General features: G+C 62.6%; 16 protein-coding genes and 1 tRNA gene. 12 read left to right on the forward strand and 5 right to left on the reverse strand.

Annotated elements, in window-relative coordinates; all coding sequences use genetic code 11:
• The first annotated feature begins 46 nt into the window (after window positions 1–46).
• The 12 genes from AB1792_00410 to AB1792_00465 all read left to right on the forward strand — a co-directional run bounded on the left by AB1792_00410 (window position 47) and on the right by AB1792_00465 (window position 11,981).
• A complete protein-coding gene (locus AB1792_00410) occupies window positions 47–1,240 on the forward strand; it encodes a class I SAM-dependent rRNA methyltransferase (protein ID MEW5700683.1) in 1,194 nt (397 codons plus the stop codon).
• A gap of 77 nt (window positions 1,241–1,317) precedes the next feature.
• Window positions 1,318–1,890: a transposase gene (locus tag AB1792_00415; protein ID MEW5700684.1), complete on the forward strand. Its 573-nt coding sequence runs from the start codon at window positions 1,318–1,320 to the stop codon at window positions 1,888–1,890.
• Between the two features lie 479 nt (window positions 1,891–2,369).
• Window positions 2,370–3,368, forward strand: coding sequence for a PhoH family protein (locus AB1792_00420; protein MEW5700685.1), 999 nt, complete (start codon window positions 2,370–2,372; stop codon window positions 3,366–3,368).
• A gap of 121 nt (window positions 3,369–3,489) precedes the next feature.
• The gene (locus AB1792_00425; protein MEW5700686.1) at window positions 3,490–5,814 is read left to right on the forward strand and encodes an HDIG domain-containing metalloprotein; all 2,325 of its coding nucleotides are present in this window, start codon (window positions 3,490–3,492) and stop codon (window positions 5,812–5,814) included.
• A gap of 250 nt (window positions 5,815–6,064) precedes the next feature.
• Window positions 6,065–6,535 (forward strand): rRNA maturation RNase YbeY, encoded by a 471-nt coding sequence (gene ybeY / locus AB1792_00430; GenBank protein ID MEW5700687.1) that lies wholly within the window; start codon window positions 6,065–6,067, stop codon window positions 6,533–6,535.
• Window positions 6,528–7,781, forward strand: a complete 1,254-nt coding sequence (locus tag AB1792_00435) for a hemolysin family protein (GenBank protein ID MEW5700688.1) — start codon at window positions 6,528–6,530, stop codon at window positions 7,779–7,781. Before ybeY ends, AB1792_00435 begins: the two co-directional genes overlap by 8 nt.
• Before the next feature lie 89 nt (window positions 7,782–7,870).
• Complete coding sequence (locus AB1792_00440; GenBank protein ID MEW5700689.1) at window positions 7,871–8,062, forward strand: zinc ribbon domain-containing protein; 192 nt, start codon at window positions 7,871–7,873, stop codon at window positions 8,060–8,062.
• A 40-nt stretch (window positions 8,063–8,102) separates the two neighbouring features.
• Window positions 8,103–8,723: a SprT-like domain-containing protein gene (locus AB1792_00445; protein ID MEW5700690.1), complete on the forward strand. Its 621-nt coding sequence runs from the start codon at window positions 8,103–8,105 to the stop codon at window positions 8,721–8,723.
• Window positions 8,724–8,963: 240 nt separating this feature from the next.
• A tRNA-Met gene (locus AB1792_00450) sits at window positions 8,964–9,040 on the forward strand.
• 120 nt (window positions 9,041–9,160) lie between these two features.
• Window positions 9,161–9,718, forward strand: coding sequence for a CBS domain-containing protein (locus AB1792_00455; GenBank protein ID MEW5700691.1), 558 nt, complete (start codon window positions 9,161–9,163; stop codon window positions 9,716–9,718).
• Window positions 9,719–9,764: 46 nt separating this feature from the next.
• A complete protein-coding gene (locus AB1792_00460) occupies window positions 9,765–11,321 on the forward strand; it encodes an SLC13 family permease (protein MEW5700692.1) in 1,557 nt (518 codons plus the stop codon).
• A gap of 177 nt (window positions 11,322–11,498) precedes the next feature.
• Window positions 11,499–11,981, forward strand: coding sequence for a response regulator (locus AB1792_00465; GenBank protein MEW5700693.1), 483 nt, complete (start codon window positions 11,499–11,501; stop codon window positions 11,979–11,981).
• A 3-nt stretch (window positions 11,982–11,984) separates the two neighbouring features.
• Here the strand turns inward: AB1792_00465 and AB1792_00470 are convergent, their stop codons facing one another.
• The 5 genes from AB1792_00470 to AB1792_00490 form a co-directional block, all read right to left on the reverse strand.
• Window positions 11,985–12,512: a CBS domain-containing protein gene (locus tag AB1792_00470; GenBank protein ID MEW5700694.1), complete on the reverse strand. Its 528-nt coding sequence runs from the start codon at window positions 12,510–12,512 to the stop codon at window positions 11,985–11,987.
• A complete protein-coding gene (locus AB1792_00475) occupies window positions 12,490–15,054 on the reverse strand; it encodes a PEP/pyruvate-binding domain-containing protein (GenBank protein MEW5700695.1) in 2,565 nt (854 codons plus the stop codon). The genes AB1792_00470 and AB1792_00475 overlap by 23 nt, the downstream gene beginning before the upstream one ends.
• 264 nt (window positions 15,055–15,318) lie before the next feature.
• Window positions 15,319–15,495, reverse strand: a complete 177-nt coding sequence (locus AB1792_00480) for a hypothetical protein (GenBank protein MEW5700696.1) — start codon at window positions 15,493–15,495, stop codon at window positions 15,319–15,321.
• Window positions 15,480–16,343 carry a sulfite exporter TauE/SafE family protein gene (locus AB1792_00485; GenBank protein ID MEW5700697.1) on the reverse strand — a complete coding sequence of 288 codons (864 nt, stop codon included), beginning with the start codon at window positions 16,341–16,343 and terminating at the stop codon, window positions 15,480–15,482. Before AB1792_00485 ends, AB1792_00480 begins: the two co-directional genes overlap by 16 nt.
• A 22-nt stretch (window positions 16,344–16,365) precedes the next feature.
• The coding region (locus AB1792_00490; GenBank protein MEW5700698.1) for a hypothetical protein at window positions 16,366–16,670 on the reverse strand (305 nt) is incomplete at its 5' end.

Genomic DNA, 16,670 nt, shown 5'->3' on the forward strand with positions numbered 1-16,670 from the left:
TGTCGAAGTTGTCCCTTGTAGGGTGGGCTCTGCCCACCATGGCCCTATGCTACCGCGCATCATCCTCAAACCCGGCAAAGACAAGGCCGCACGCCATCGGCACCCCTGGGTCTTTTCCGGTGCCATTGCGCGGATCGACGGCGATGTCAGGCCAGGCTCGGGGGAAATTGTCCGGGTCATGACAGCCGATGGGGCGTTCCTTGCCCACGGATATTACAATCCCCGTTCCCAGATTGCGATCCGTCTTCTGGAATGGAATGAGGCGGTTTCGGTCGATGAGTCATGGTGGCGTGGGAGACTGAGGGATGCGATCGCCGCCCGGCGCGATCTCTTCGCCGATCCACAGACCAACGCCTTCCGTTTGGTCCATGCCGAGGCCGATGGCCTACCCGCATTGATCGTCGACAAGTATGGCGACTGCCTCGTGATCCAATCGCAGGCCGCCGGGATCGATGCGGTGAAAGCGGTTCTCGTCGACGAGCTGAACGCGCAACTGCATCCGGGAGGGATCATCGAACGCAGTGAGGGCTCGGCACGTGAATTGGAGGGATTGGCTGAGGCGCGCGGCGTTGTGTCGGGTTCCGTGCCGCCGACTGTGGAGATCGTCGAGAACGGGCATCGCTTCGTCGTCGATCTGAATGAAGGGCAGAAGACCGGATTCTATCTCGATCAGCGGGCCAACCGCGCGCTCGTCGCAACGCATGCCCGTGATCGCGAAGTCCTCGATTGTTTCGCGTACACAGGTGGTTTCACGGTGTATGCATTGGCATCCGGGGCGCGTGCGGTGACCTGTGTCGATTCATCGGCGCCGGCGCTGGCGCTGCTTGCGCAGAATGTGGCGCTCAATGACATCGCCGTCGACCGCGTGTCGACCATCGAGGGGAATGCCTTCGAGGTTCTCCGCAAGTTCCGCGATCAGGGGCGGTCGTTCGACATGGTGATTCTCGATCCGCCCAAGCTGGCGGCCAATCGATCCCAGTTGGAGAAGGCACTGCGCGCCTACAAGGACCTGAATCTCTTGGCGATGAAGCTGCTGCGTCCCGGTGGCATCCTCGCCACCTTCTCCTGCTCGGGCGCGGTGAGTGTCGCCGCCTTCCAGGAAATGATCGCCTGGGCGGCAACCGATGCCGCCCGCAGCGTGCAAATCCTCCGTCGCCTTTCGCAAGCCGCCGATCATCCGATCCTCGTCTCATTCCCCGAGTCGGAGTATCTGAAGGGGCTGTTGTGTCGGGCGGTGTGATTCGTTGCCCGGACCGGTGGCCCTGACCGGTGGCCCTGACCTTGGTCAGGGTGTACCAAGGACACCAGAGAAACGCGATGCGCCGCCATGCCTACAACGATCCCGGCCACGCGCATTTCCTCACATTCTCCTGTCACCGCAATCAGCAACTCCTCACCAACGACACTGTGCGGCACTTCCTGGTCGAGACTCTTGACGCCGCCCGGGAGATAGAGCAATTCGACCTCTGGGCGTACGTGTTCATGCCGGATCATGTGCACCTGCTGCTTCATCCGAGGCGGGCGGAACACTCGATTCCCAGCATTCTCCGACGCATCAAGGAACCCTCCACCCGCCGTGTTGTGACCCTCTGGCGCGAGACTGCTCCGAAGAAACTCGATCTTCTGAAGGCGTCCTTCGGCAACCGCGAGGTTCATCGCTTCTGGCAGGCAGGAGGCGGATTCGATCGCAATCTGACCGACATGGGCGCGGTTCGTCGCGCTGTCGAATACATCGAGTACAATCCTGTCCGCCGCGGGTACGTTAAGGAACCGGGAGAGTGGACATGGTCAAGCGCTCGCGCGCGTCAGGGGGACAAGCACGCGCCGTTGCATGTGGACTCACTTGAGTCAGCGTTCTCGGGAACGGGCAGCGACCTTCGTATACCCTGACCAAGGTCAGGGCCACGCCAGCCAGGCATAAGGCATTTGGGGAAATAGGGTTAACAGGATGGGCGAAGATTGGGCCGCGACAATGTCCGCCCGGCAGTATATTCTCCCCACCCGGACATCGGCTGCCTGTTGATCGTGTTGGCATGCAATCATTGCCACTGCGGGGCGACCGATATAAGGGGAAACGATGCCAAGGGCACTCTCGGTTCCACAGGGAGTGTTCCGGCGCCCCGATCAGGGGATCGATGAGGTGAGTCAGACCCCATCAGCCACGTGTTGAGCACAGGCAATCCCAGGGACAGCGCGAGGCGACAGCGCAGGGGGTTAGAAACCCCCTGTCCGCGAGGGTTGATGTGCAAGGGGCTGAAGCCCCTTGTCCGCGATGGGTTGTTCGGATAGGGTGTAGGCAGCATGGCGGACCTTGAGGTGCAAGGGGCTGAAGCCCCTTGTTTACCGGGGCTACAGGTTAGGCAACGGGAATGACTGACCGGCGCAGCCAGAGAATCATATCGATCGAGGGGACCGATCCGCGGGTGCTCTTTGGGCGGCACAGCGTCTACCTGAGTTTGATGGAGGCGCGGCTGGGGGTGTCGCTCACGGCGCGCGGTGATGAGGTGATTGCGGTCGGCGAGCCGGAGAAGTTGGATATCGTGGCGCGTCTCTTTGCCGACCTGTTGGCGCATATCGACAAGACTGGGGAACTTTCGGAGCGTTACCTGCATTATGCCATCACCGTGGTCATGGAAGGCGGCGAGGGCCCAGCGGCGCAGTTGGAGGCCGCGGGTGGCACCAATGGCTCGAGGCAGCGCATTGCCCCCAAGACGCTGGGACAAAAGGAGTATCTCGATTCCATTGAGAACTACGACATCACGATCTGCATCGGCCCCGCCGGGACTGGGAAGACCTACCTGGCGGTGGCGATGGCGGTCGCCGAATGGAAGGCGAAGCTGGTCAGCCGGATCATCCTGGCCCGTCCGGCGGTCGAGGCGGGGGAGTCGCTCGGATTTCTCCCCGGCGATATCCGTGCCAAGGTCGATCCGTATTTGCGCCCGGTGTACGATGCGCTCTATGACATGATGCCGATGGAGAAGATGCACCGGCTGATGGAAAACGGGACGATCGAGATTGTGCCGTTGGCGTTCATGCGCGGACGGACCTTGAACAACGCCTTTGTGATTCTCGATGAGGCGCAAAACACCACGGTCGGCCAGATGAAGATGTTTCTCACGCGTCTCGGCGAGCGTTCCAAAGCGGTGGTGACCGGCGATGTCACGCAGATCGACCTGGTCAAGCCGGCGTCGTCGGGATTGCTTCTGGCGGAGAAGATCCTGCGCGGGATCAAAGGAATCGGCTTTGTGCAGTTGACCGAGCGCGACGTCGTGCGGCACAAACTGGTCGCCGCGATCATCCGGGCGTTTGAGGCGCATGAACAGAACGACAAGCGGGCGGATGCGGGGAATAGCGGGGCGAGAGCGTAGTCGCAGCTGTTGGATTCAGCAGGAGAAACAGCAGATCCTTCGCTGCGCTCAGGATGACATGTGCGGTGCAGGATATCGCAATGTGCGAGGCCATTCAGCCACCTAACCAGAGCCAGTCCATATGTTCCAACTCCTGCTGAAGGTCAAACGGTCGCTGGCCGCCAAGTCGCGGGCGCGGCTGGAGCGTTGGTCGAAATCGCGGCGCTATCGCCGGGTGCAGACCGCGTTCCATGTCTTTCTGGCGCTCGTGATTGTCGCGCTGTCGATCGTGTTGTTCCCCCGGCAGGAGTTGTACTATTCGCCCGATTTCCCGCGGGAAGGCGACATCGCCGCGGCTGACATTATCGCGCCCTTCGATTTCCCGGTGCTGAAGACTCCGGAGGAGCTCGACGCCGAGGCGCGTCAGGTGGAACGCGCCACGCCGCCGGTCTTGGCATACGATCTGGCGATTGCCGACTCGGTGGAGCGGACGATCGGTTTTCTCTTTGATCGGGCCGAGCGTGTGGCGGCGGCGCCGATCTCCGCCAAGCTGCGTCTGGAGCGGCTGGAGCAGGAGTTTCCCTGGCTGGACTTGGACGGCCTGATCGCGCCGCGCATCGGAGGTGGGTGGCTGGCCCTGCGTTTTGCGGTGCAAGATGTCATCCGGCGCGAATATTCCGCCGGGCTCTTTCCGGACCGGCATTTCCTCCCCACCTCCGAGAGTCCCTTTGTGCTGGTGCGCCGTCCTGGCGCCGGCGATCTGCCGCTCCAACGCGAGCAGATTCTCGATGTCGACGCGGCCCGCAGCCGTCTCGATGCCGAGTTGGCCGAAGTGCCCGGTGTCGATTCGCTCGAACGGGCCGGGCTGGTGCACGTGATCGGCACCATGCTGGCGCCGAACTTGACCTATGATCATGAGACCACGGAGCAGCGACGGCAGGCGCGTCTGGCGGAGATTCGCCCCTACAAAGTGCGCATCTTTCGCGGCGAGCGGATCGTGGCGAAGGACGAGCGGGTCTCCGCGGTGCATGCGGAACGTCTGGCGGCGCTGGCACGCGTGCGGGCCGAATCGCAGGAGTACGGCAATCCACTCCTGCGCTGGATTCCCATCGTCGCGCGGGCGGTTCTGGCCGGATTCTGTGTCTCCGGCATGTGGGCCTACTTCCGCTATTTTCGGCGCGCCTACCTGAGGCGCACCGCCGTCATCCTGCTTTTGGCTGTTGTCTGGACCATCGTTCTGATCCCGACGCGTTTCGCGCACAGCGCCGGTTGGCCGGCGATGTATCTGATTCCCATCCCGTTGGCGGCGATTCTGGTCACGGTCCTGGTCGATCTGACGACCGGTCTGATCGCGACGGTCTTCCTGTCGTTGCTGATCGGAATCGTCACCGGATTCGACTACACCGTCCTCTTGGTCGGGCTCTCCGCCGGTCTGGTATCGGCGGTCAGTCTTCGTGTGGTGCGTCGACGGTATGATTTCTATCGTCCCGCGCTGTACGGGTCGCTGGTCTATCTGCTGGCGATCGTGTTGTTGGAATCGCTGCGCGGCACGGAATCGCACCGGATGTTGGCGGCGGCGGGGTATGGGCTGGTCAATGCCATCGGCGGCGCGGTGCTGGCGGTCGGCGTGCTCCCGGTGTTCGAGTCGCTGTTCGGTTTCACGACCGATCTGACGCTTCTGGAACTGTCGAACCTCAACCATCCGCTGTTGAAGCGACTGTCGCTGGAGGCGCCCGGGACCTATCATCACTCGCTCGTGATCGGCAATCTGGCCGAGGGGGCGGCGGAGGCGATCGGCGCCAATCCACTCCTGGCGCGGGTCGGCGCCTACTTCCACGACATCGGCAAGATGGAGAAGCCGGAGTACTTCGTGGAAAACATGCGTCACATCAAGAGCAAGCACGACAAGCTTTCGCCGACGATGAGCGCGCTTATACTCGAATCGCACGTCAAGGGGGGCCGGGAACTGGCGCTGGAGTACAACCTCCCCGACCCGGTGATCGACTTCATCGAACAGCATCACGGCACGACGACGATGCAGTTCTTCTATCACAAGGCGCAGCAGCAGAGTCCCGATGAGCCGGTGCCTGAGGAGGAGTTCCGCTACCCCGGTCCGAAGCCGCAGACGCGGGAGACCGCCATCGTGATGCTGGCCGACTCGACCGAGGCGGTCACGCGGACTTTGGACGATCCCAAACCGGGACGGTTGCAGAGCGCCATCAAGAAGGTGATCGCGGACAAGTTCCTCGCCGGTCAACTGGAAGAATGCAACCTCACACTGCGCGACATCCACAAGATCGAAGAGAGTTTTCAGAAAACCCTCCTGGGTGTCTTCCACCAGCGGATCGACTATCCGTCCGCCGTCACGCGCGAAGAGGAAGAGGATACGGTACCGACTCCCAACGGCGGCTTGGCGAACGGTGCCAAGGGGGCGCGGGGGCGCAGGGCATCGCGTCCGCCCGTGTAGGACGTGTTGAAGAACCACCTTGGGCAGACACACAGGTCTGCCCCTACGATGGAACCGCAACGTGTTCATCGGGGCGGCCCTGTGTGGCCACCCGCGCTTTCAACACGCCTTGTGGAGTGGTTCCGCGCTTGACGCCGTCGGCGTCGATCTGCTTTGTTGTGTCATGATTTGTGCCGCGACCAGCCCCGCGTCACCGGACGACGATCCTCCCCGAAAATCGGGTCGTCTGCGTGTGAAAGTGTGGCGCGGTGTGAGCCGGGTACGTCTCCCCGCCAGGGACATCGTGCGCGCCCTGAATCGTATCGGACGCCGTGAGGCGCACCGCGGCGCAGTGCACGTCATCGTCGTCGACGATCCGCACATGCACGCGCTGAACCGACGGTTCCGGCGGCGTGACCGCCCGACCGACGTGCTGGCGTTTCCGTTGGCCGACGGGATGGGGGCAATCGACGGCGGTCCGTGGGGCGAAATATACTGCAACTACGATCATGCCCGTCGCTGGCGATCGGAGCACGGCGGCACGGTGGCCGCGGAGCTCATCCGGCTGGCGGTGCACGGATACCTGCACCTGCTTGGGTACGATCATCACACCGTCGGCCAGCGGCGACGGATGATCGCCGCCGAGAATCGCTGCCTGGCGGCGGCCGGGCTGGTCGACCTCCGTGGGCGCCGGGTGTCGGCACAGCCATCGCGACGGGGAGGAAGAGCCGGCCGTGACTGAGTTCTTCCTGAGTCTGGCCGTCGTCGCGGTGTTGTTCGCGATCATTTACGGCGTCAGCGTCGCGGCGATGCGCGTGTTCACGATATCGGGTCCGGCTGCCGATGAGCGAAAGAGGACGGCGCGCCAACGGTTCCTCGATGCCTTCAGCAAGGACCCGCGCGAACTGCTGTTGGCGGCGGAGCTGCTCAACTCGCTGGTCTTTGTCGCCATCACGGCGGTCGTCATCTGGTCGCTCTCCCGTTTGTGGCAGGAGCGGGCCTGGCCGACTTTGCCGGCACTGATCATCGCGCTTCTGGCCGTCTGGCTGCTGCGGGTTTTGTTGGGTGACGTTCTGCCGAAGCGTCGGGCGATTGAGCCGGCGGACTCATCGGACCGTTCACGTCTGGCGGGCTTGGCTCTGATCTACTGGGTGTTTCGTCCCCTGTTGTGGCTGGCGGGGTGGATCACCCGGGCGCGCGTCGGAAAGCGACCTCCGGCGGAGCGAGAGGAAATCGTCGAACGGGCCATCGACACGTTGGCCGAATCGGCCGGGATGGATGAGCCGGTGATTGAGCCCGATGAGCGTGCCATGATCGAGGGTGTCATCGGTCTCGAAGGGACCGAGGTTCGTGAAGTCATGGTGCCGCGGGTGGACATCGTGGCCGTCGACGTCCACGCCACCGTGGAGGATGTCCGGCGCCGCACGACCGAGTTCGGTCACTCACGTCTGCCGGTCTTCGACGGCGACCTCGATTCGATCGTCGGCATTCTCTACGTGAAGGACTTGTTCTGTGCCCAGTTGGGCGGGACCATAGACCTGGGAGCGTTGGTGCGGCGCGCGTATGTGGTGCCGGAGACGAAACGGGTCGACGATCTTCTGGAGGAGTTCAAACGCGAGCGCGTCCACATCGCGATCGTCCTGGATGAGTTCGGCGGCACCGCCGGGTTGGTGACACTGGAGGACATCCTCGAGGAAATCGTCGGCGAGATCGAGGATGAACACGACCTTGGCCGTCGTCAGATCGAGCACGATACCGACGGCAGCCTGCACGCCGATGGCGTTGTATCGCTGGACCAGATCGCCGCGGCCTTCGATATCGAATTGCCCGATGAACGATTCGAGACGATCGGCGGCCTCATCTATGATCGTGTCGGCGGCGTTCCGAAAGTCGGACAGTCGTTCGCCGAGCACGGGCTGGCGATCACCATCGAGCAGATGGACGGTCAGCGCATCCGGCGGGTGCGCATTCGGCGTGCGGCGCGATAGACGCGCCATCGGGAACCGGTCGCGGGCAGATTACGTTATGCACACCGAGGTCATCGTGGGATCGACGACGTCAGGAGGCCTGTGACCCCATGCCGATCTATGTCTACCAGTGCGCCCGCTGCGGCCATCGCTTTGAGGAGTTGGTGTTCTCGGCGGCCGCGGAAGCGGCCCTGAGATGTCCGCGTTGCCGATCGGAACAGATCGTACGTCAGTTGTCCCCCTTCGCCACGACGGTCGCTTCCGGCTGCCCGGATCGCTCCTGTGCCGGCGACGGCGGGTGACGTCTCGCCCGTTGACACAACCGGCGGTTGTGCGGCTTCTATGACGACTCAGGTCGAGCTGTTCGACGGCGCCACAGCGGCCCTGCCGGATGAGGCGGAGTTGCAGCGGCGCTTCACCGTGTTCAATGCCGACTTCTTTGCCTCTGAATTGCCGGCTGCGCAGGTCGGCTGGTCGAACCGGATGAGGATTGCGGGGACCTGTGACCGGCGGCACCGGGTGATTCGGCTGTCGCGCGCCTATCATGAGCAGTTCCCCGGCGACGTCAACGACACGCTCAAACACGAGATGATCCACCTGATGCACGCCGGTCACGACGCGGCCTTCCGGGCCGAGGCGGAGCGTATCGGCGCCAGCGTGCATTGCCGCGAATACCCGGGGCTTCATCCCCGCGCCCGCCTCACCTACATCTGCCCGCATTGCCGAACCGTGTACCATCGTGTGCGCCACGAGCGGCTCTTCTGCGGACGCTGTGCACGAACGCGGCTCGACGAGCGCTTCATGCTGGTCCTGCGGCCTGCGGCCCGTGGTCAAAAGGCGGCCAAGGCGGCCAAGAAATCGAGGCACTCCGCGACGGCCACCCATTCCCGTCGGCCCGGGCGGCCGCGACAGTCCGCGCTAGGCGACTTGTTCGCATCGGGCGTCGCTTCACTGCCACGATGAGGAGAAGGGGCTTCCGGTGCTGTTGAAAGAGACGTCGGTGGGGCAGACATTCCTGTCTGCCCACGATCATGCGCAGGCAAGAATGCCTGCGCCACCGTCGTTTGGCGTGGTCGCTTCTAATCAGGAAGTCGGCTATGCAAGCCGGAGGTCCTTCCAACGCGCCTTTCTCAACAGGCCCTTCCGTCCCTGGTGGGCCGATCCTTGACTCCGGTGACGGTGCGGGGTAATTTTCCCGTTCGGGGCGGTGTAGCTCAGCTGGTCAGAGCAGCGGAATCATAATCCGCGTGTCCGGGGTTCGAATCCCTGCACCGCTACCATCTCGTCAAGACCCCCGGCACCTGTCTTTTTGACAAGCGGTCATAGATACTCTTCCAAGGTTGACCTTGGTTTGCGTCAAATTCATGCCGTGGAGTAAGATCAAAACCTGAGAGGGCGCGATGGGATTCGAGGCGAAGCGGGTGGAGGAAATCACGATACCCCTGGCGGAGTACCCCCATGTGCGCGAGACCGCGACATTGAAGGACGCCATGGCGGTCTTCAAGTGCCAGTTGGTCGTGGAAGGGGAGCGCTCGTTGCCGCGCGTCGTTTTGGTGCTCAACGCGGCGCGGGAGATCGTGGGGCAGGTGCGGCGGCGCGACATCCTGCGGGGGTTGGAACCGGAGTTTCTTGTGGCCCGACCAGGGTCGGATCGCCAGGCGCGCGTCGACTTCAACATGGATGCCAATCTCCTCGAGCTCTTCTTTGATCGCGCCGTCGAGGGGATCCGGGAACGGTCGATGCGCCGGGTGAGTGAGATCATGCTCCCGGTCGAGGTCACGATCAACCACGATGATCACATCATCAAGGCGATTTACGAACTGGTGGACAAGAATCTGAGTCTCCTCCCCGTGTTGAAAGACCGAGAGGTCATCGGTGTGGTCCGTTCGGTCGACGTGTTCCGTGAATTGAGCCGGATTGTGCTCCCGGAACACGACAACAGTGGGGACTGCGACTGATGCATGCCGTGATGCATGCCGCCGGCCGTCGGCAGACGGGAACAGCGTGACTGCCCATGCCACGGGGGGAGTCGCGCCGCCGCGATCGGAGTCGTTCCGCATCGGGACGAGACGATTCCTGTCGCGGGTCGATCCGACGAAGCTGATCGCGGCCGGTACCGGGATTGGTCTTTTTGTTCTGTTTCTCCTTGTGCCGGGTCTGCCCGACGCCGTCGATCCGGCGGCGCCTGGTCATCTCGTGCCGTTGCCACGCGAAGGGCGGTTGGCCATCGGTCTGTTCCTGTTGACGGCCACATGGTGGGTGTTCGAGGTGATTCCCGTGGGCATCACGGCCGTCGCCGTCGTCGCTGCGCAGGCCCTGTTTGCCATCGCCAGACCGGGCGCGCCGCCGACCAAAGCCTTTACCGACTTCTTCGATCCCGCCGTTTGGTTCATCTTCGGGTCCCTCCTGTTCGGGATGGTGTTTTCCAAGACCGGCCTGACGCGCCGTCTGACCTACCGAATGGTCGGACTGATGGGCGAACGCACGAGTCTGATTTACCTGGGGTCTTTTCTGATGGTCTTCGTGCTGACGCTCTTCATGATGCACACGGCCGCCGCCGCGATCTCCTTTCCTCTGCTCATGGCGGTGTATTCGCTCTATGAGGAGAGTGAGCGGCCGACCCGTTTCGGCAAGGGGCTGTTCATCGGCATGGCCCACGCCTGCGCCTGCGGTAGTCTGGTCACCTATCTCGGGTCGGCCCGAGCGGCGATCGCGGCCCGATACTATGCCCAAGTGATGCCGGCGACTCTTGCGGAGGGGCACGATCCGATCACCTTCGGAGATCTCGCCTTCTACATGTTGCCGTTGGGCTTGTTCATGGTGCTGGCGCTGTGGGTTCTGGTCATGATTCTCTTCAAGCCGGAGCGGCCATCGATCCCCGGTCTGCGGGAACGGGCGCGTCAGCTTTCGCAACGGCTCGGTCCGGTTTCCGCCCGTGAGATCACGTCGCTCGTCATCGTCCTGGGCACCGTATTCTCTCTTCTCCTTTTGCCGTCTTCCGCCGATTCGGGCATCGACAGGAGTGTCATCATCCTCACCGCCGTCCTGCTCTTCTTTCTGCTGCGCATTCTCAGTATCGACGATCTGGAGAAGGTGCCCTGGAGCATCATGCTCTTGTTCGGCGGTTCGCTGAGTCTCGGGCTGTGCCTGTGGGAGACCGGAGCGTCGCGGTGGATGGCGCTTCATCTTCTGCCGCTGTTTCGGGATCATCATCCTCTTCTCTTTGTGCTCGTCTCGTCCTTGGCGATCATGATCATGACCAACCTCCTGGTCAATGTCGCCGTCATCGCGCTCTGCCTGCCGGTGGCCTTGACGGTCGCCCTGTATCTCGGCGTTTCGGGAGAGGTTGTGCTGTATTCCAGTCTGGCGGCCGCGGGGATGCCGCTTTTGCTGCTCATCGGCGCCGCGCCCAACGTGATGGCGTATCAGAGCAAGATGTTCACCCCGCGCGAGTTCTTCGGGGTCGGTCCTTTGGCGAGCGCCGTCGTCATGGGGATCCTGACGCTGTTTGTGGTGTTGGTTTGGCCGATCTTGGGGATGCCGACGTTCCCAAGGGGATGAGGATGACGCCCAAGATTCATGTCGTCGCCTCTGGGGGGACCGTCGCGGCTGGACGGACCGTCCCAAGAGCGGCTGATACGATGACCGGGTGGGAGAATTCCCTTACCCGCTTGGACTTCCGGTTCAAGCGACCTCTCCCGGAGGGAGAGATTGGAGTTCTGCAGAAGGGGATGTGTCATGGATGAGAAGTTGATCAACCTCCTGATCGTAGATGATGAGGAAACGTTTCTGTGGGCCATTGCCAAGCGTCTGGAGACCCGCGGTTTCAATGTCGTCGCAGTCACCCGTGGCGAGGCGGCCATTGCGGAGGCGCAGAAGCAGCCGTTCGACATCGCCCTGGTGGATCTGCGCATACCGGGGATGAACGGCGAGGAGACCTTACGGATCCTGAAGCAGGAGCACCCCTGGCTGGAGGTCGTCATCCTGACCGGCCATGGGTCCGTCGAATCGGCGGTCGAATGCACGAAGGATGGAGCCCACTCGTATTTGCAGAAACCCTGCGAATTCGACCGACTGCTTGCGGTTCTGACCGAGGCCTACAAGAAGAAAGTCATGAACAAGCTGAAGACTCGCGAAGAGCGCATGAACGAGTTGATTGACTACAGCCAGTTCAGCACGCCCCTGGCGATTCTCCGGAAGATCCGGCAGTTGGACGAGTAGGCGTTACTCCCGGACGGCGCGGGCGATGATCTCACCGATGGCATCCTCGGCATAGATGATCCCCGTGATCTTCCCTCCCTCGACGACGGGAATGAACGTCAGGTTGCGGTCGATCATCAGGTACATGACCAATAGGGCGGGTGTGTTCGACTCCACGGTGGCGTGGATCGGGGTCATGAACTCGATGATCTGCTTTTCCAGCAGCCCGCGCAACTCCTGCACGGCGCGCTCGGCGTTGAACCCCAGATGATAGAGGTCGAAATCCCCGGCGGCCTCCGGAACGACCGCGAGCTGTTCGGTCTTGTTGCCGGTCCGCCGCAGTCCCTGGAGCATATCGCGGCGCTGGACCAGGCCGAGCAACTGGTTCTGGGCGCTGAAGACCAGCATGACCCAGGGGACGTTGCGTCCCGGCCCACGACGGCTTTCCACGCTCTCCAGCTCCGCCAGCGCCTGGCGGAACGTGAACCAGTAGGGTACGTAGGGAAACGATGACAGCGGGATCATCATCTCACCGGCGCATTTCATCTCCATCGCTCCCATTCTCCACCTTCAGTCCGAGTCTTCCGGCGATCTCATTCAGGTACCATTGGGCGCGCGCATCGCTGGACAAGGTCATGTCGAGCTGCTTGGTCAAGATGGTGAGTCGTCCGAGCAGGTGCAGCCGATCGAGGATTTCCCTCCGGCTCCGATATGCCACCAATGAATCGAGGAAGTCCCCCTGGCCGGAGTTCTCGAATCCCATCCGTTTCAACAGCTCCGCGATCAACCAGACCCGGCGAATGCGGCGTTCCAGGGGAGCGCCGCCCAACTTGAACTGCATACGAATGTAGTTCTTCTCCGGCTCGGAGGCGGCGATCGCCTCGATCGTGGAGAAGTGGTATCCCATGCGCAGGTTGAGGAGCATGTATTCCTGGCTGAGGAAGGCGTAGCTGTTTTCCGAGAATTCCGGTTGATGGCCGCCCTGGATGTTGGCGCCGACGACGGCCAGGAATCCTCTCAGATCCGCTGGGACCTGACTCTCCGGCCACCCCTCCAACAGGATACCGTCCCACAGGGATTTCATCGGCTGCGAGGCGATCTCGCTTTCCTGCTCCCAGCGCCGGCCGGCGACAGCATCGTAGTCGCGGTCGAGGTAGATGATATTGATCCAGAGCGGGATCTTGGTCTTCAGGCGCAGCCCGATGTCGTTCTTGTGCTTCGTTCCCCTTAAGGCGGCGAAGATGCTCTCCATCGCCTTCTGATGGATGAACCGGGTGATGTCGTGCAACGTGCGGCAGTTCTCGGCCGTGAACCGGGGGTCGCTGGGGTGAATCACGTCGAGGTGCACGATCGGTGCGATCATCGCGTCCAGGAGCGGCGCGCCTACGGGCGTCGTGGTGGCGCTGGTGATTTGACCCGGCTGCACGACCCAGTCGGGATGCGCGCCGTCATAGACGACACCGTGGGTGGCGTCCATGGTGACCGGTCGCCCGGCCGGGAGCCGCAGGGCATCGTTCATGCCGGCGATGGTGGGTACGGAAAGCTCGCGCGCGATCGTGGCCAGGTGGCTGGCACTCCCGCCCACCATCGTGATCAGGCCGCTGATCCGACGCATCACCGCCACGAGGTAGGGCGAGGGATTGGGGGCGACCAAGACGACACCGTCCGGCACCGCACCGAGCGCGGCCGGCGAGTTGACATGGTACACCGGCCCGACACCCGCCCCTGAGGAGATCGGAGTGCCTCCCTGCAGCAGTACGACCGGATCGACGTCCGACGGCACTTGAATCTGGGTCTTGGGCGGCGGCGTCCGGAGGGGACGCGTCTGCAACAGGTACAACTCTCCCGAGCGGTCCAGCGCCCATTCGATGTCCTGCGGCTCGCCAAAATGGGTCTCAAGCGCGACGCCCCATTGTGCCAACCGCCCCAGTTGCTCGGTTGTGAGCGAAGGAGTGGATTGTTCCTGCGGCGCGATCGGGTACTCCTGCACGCCGCCGTCCGGGCTCAGGCGGAGCCCGGTCGGTTTCCTGGCCACGCTGGCGTAGACGACGCTGCCGTCGGCACGGGAGACGTGAAAGACGTCCGGAGTCACTGTTCCGTTCACCAGCGGGATGCCCAAGCCGAAAATCGCATTGATGAGAACGTGACCGGCGGCGGGATGGACCGGGTCGTGCGTGTAGACCACGCCGCTGGAGGCGGCATCGACCATTTCCATGCAGGCGACGCCCATGGCCAGGTCCAGCTCGGCCAGGGAATGGCTCGACAGGTAGTAGATCACCGCGGGCGTGAACTTGCTGGCGAGAATCTGCTTGTAACGTTCCAGCAGATCGTCCCGTCGTACATTCAGGTAGGTGCGGTACTGTCCCGCAAACGTGAAGGCGCTGTCTTCCCCGACCGCGCTGGAGCGCAACGCGAAACCGTCGCGGCCGGTGCGGGCGGATAATTCATTAAAGGCGCTCCGAATCGCGGCGGCGAGATCTGCGGGAACCGGCTTGGCGATCACGAGCTCTTGGATCTCCTCGCTCACCGTTTCCAGGTGCTCATACTTGCGGATTCGGACCGTCGCCAAAAGCCGGCGAATCCGCTCGCTCAAGTCGTTGACATCGATGAAATGCTGATAGGCCCAGGCACTGATGGCGAACCCATCCGGTACCGGCAGCTTCACCCGCGATTTGATCTCGCCCAGGTTGGCGTTCTTGCCGCCGACCGAGTTTGCCCGGTCCCGATTCAACCGCCCGAAGGGTATGATGTACTCGTCGGCAGGAATCCGCCGCGCCTGGGGCAGAAGCGCCTCGACCTCGTGCGAAATCGCGCTCAGCCGTTCACGCAGAATCAGATAGTCACTGCCCCCCAGCTCGATCATCCGCTCGATGATGTCGCTTACGCCTTCGCGGATCTCGACGAATTCGTCCCAGAGGGCGACGATCGAGTCTAGGCGGCGATCCTTATGCTTCTCCTCCAGCCGACTGACGAGCTTGAGAACCTGGTTGTGCCGGTCCAGGAGCTGCCGGAACACCGAGAACTTGCGCTGGATGTCCTGCAGGATGTCCCGGCGCTTGGCGCGGGAACTCCCGAAGATTCGGTCCCACCACATGTTACGGTCTTTACGGCCTTAGAGGGCGGTTAACAGAATGAGAAGCTCAATGTGCGTCGGGGCTTCGGCATGTGTCATGCGCTTCTTGCGACCCCACACCCCTTCGACTTCCTTCGACTCCGCTCAGGACAAGTCGCTCAGGGCAGGCCTACCCTCTCCCCAGAAGGGAGAGGGGATGATAACCTCTCCCTCCGGGAGAGGTCGATCCGCCGCAGGCGGATCGGGTGAGGGAGTTCTTTCGCCCGCTCATTTCGTCAGAGGCTCTTAGAGCGCAGCGGCCTTCAGCGACCGTTCCTGCCGGAGGCCGCGGACCATGAGCAGGGTCACCACCGCGCACATGGCCAGTGCAGCGCCCATCACCGTGTAGGCGGCGGCGGTGGTCATCGCGAACTGCTTCAAGGCCACCGAGATTCCGGCGAGGACGATCATGATGGCGAACAACAGACGGATCCCATAACCGAGAATGTACCTGATCGCCGCCACGCCGATCTGCGCGCCGATGGCCGCCCCACACAACATATAAGAGCCGCGAAGATCTCCACGCGGCCTTTTAGGGCGTAGGTCAGACAGCCATAGCCGCCGGTGAAGACGACACTGAATAAATCAGTCCCCACCGCGATCGCGGTCGGGCACCCAATCAGGTAGATGAGAGCCGGCATGCGGATGAAACCGCCGCCCACTCCCAGGAAACCGGAGAGCCATCCCGTGATGAAGAACACGCCGAGGATGGTCCACAGGGACACCCTCACTCCGGACACGGGGAAACTGATGATCGGCGGGAGATTCCACTTCTTTTTGGGCGCCACCGGGGGGCCGCCTGTTGCCGCCATCCGTGCCTTGGCGGCGGTCCTTTTGTCCTTCGTGAAGTAGTCATAGAACATATAGATCGCCAGGCCGAAGAGGAGCAGCATGTAGGAGTAGCGCACGACAGGTCCGGCCATGCCTTTGGCGGTCAACCACATGACATTGCGGGCGCCGACCTCCACGCCGACGACCGACCCGACAATCGACCACAAGCCCATCTTGACATCGACGTTTCCCATCTTGCCGTGTTTCTTGGTGGCGACGATCGACTTGCCGAAGATGTGCGCCAGGTCCGTGCCGATGGCGAACGCCATGTTGAATCCGAAGATGTTCAATGCCGGAGTGACCACCCAGGCGCCGCCGACGCCGAAGAAGCCGCCCAGAATTCCCACGGAGAACCCAATCGCCAGCAGGATCAGGACATTGAACTCGATCCCGGCGATCGGCAGATAGATGTTGAAGACGTCCCAGAAGCTCTTGTCCATCGAGACGGTCCTTCTGTCCGGGTTACTCGCGGTGCTCGATTCGGGTGACGTCCATGCCCATCGCCCTGAGGAGCAGATCGGTCACATAGGCGATGGCAATCCCGACGGTTGCCATCAGGAGGGTGCAGATGATGGCGTAGAGCCAGAGATTCTCGTTGTATAAGCGGCAGAGGAACAGGTGGAGGCCGGACAGACCTTCCGGGCGTGTTGAAAAAGCCACCGTTTCCGTGGCGCCGGGTGCCCACACCCGGCGCAAGTGGCTGTGCATCAACGGTCGGGTGTGGGCACCCGACCGCACATGTGCGGAATTGGGAGGTTTTTCAACAA

The organism is Candidatus Zixiibacteriota bacterium, assembly GCA_040752595.1.
GTDB lineage: Bacteria > Zixibacteria > MSB-5A5 > WJJR01 > WJJR01 > JACQFV01.

Bases quoted from the DNA above. Each gene is read 5' to 3' on its own strand.
- AB1792_00475 (MEW5700695.1), bottom strand. From the start codon at position 15,054: ATGTGGTGGGACCGAATCTTCGGGAGTTCCCGCGCCAAGCGCCGGGAC.
- AB1792_00420 (MEW5700685.1), top strand. From the start codon at position 2,370: ATGACTGACCGGCGCAGCCAGAGAATCATATCGATCGAGGGGACCGAT.
- AB1792_00425 (MEW5700686.1), top strand. From the start codon at position 3,490: ATGTTCCAACTCCTGCTGAAGGTCAAACGGTCGCTGGCCGCCAAGTCG.
- AB1792_00465 (MEW5700693.1), top strand. From the start codon at position 11,499: ATGGATGAGAAGTTGATCAACCTCCTGATCGTAGATGATGAGGAAACG.
- AB1792_00410 (MEW5700683.1), top strand. From the start codon at position 47: ATGCTACCGCGCATCATCCTCAAACCCGGCAAAGACAAGGCCGCACGC.
- AB1792_00470 (MEW5700694.1), bottom strand. From the start codon at position 12,512: ATGGAGATGAAATGCGCCGGTGAGATGATGATCCCGCTGTCATCGTTT.
- AB1792_00455 (MEW5700691.1), top strand. From the start codon at position 9,161: ATGGGATTCGAGGCGAAGCGGGTGGAGGAAATCACGATACCCCTGGCG.
- AB1792_00415 (MEW5700684.1), top strand. From the start codon at position 1,318: ATGCGCCGCCATGCCTACAACGATCCCGGCCACGCGCATTTCCTCACA.
- AB1792_00445 (MEW5700690.1), top strand. From the start codon at position 8,103: ATGACGACTCAGGTCGAGCTGTTCGACGGCGCCACAGCGGCCCTGCCG.
- AB1792_00440 (MEW5700689.1), top strand. From the start codon at position 7,871: ATGCCGATCTATGTCTACCAGTGCGCCCGCTGCGGCCATCGCTTTGAG.
- AB1792_00485 (MEW5700697.1), bottom strand. From the start codon at position 16,343: ATGGACAAGAGCTTCTGGGACGTCTTCAACATCTATCTGCCGATCGCC.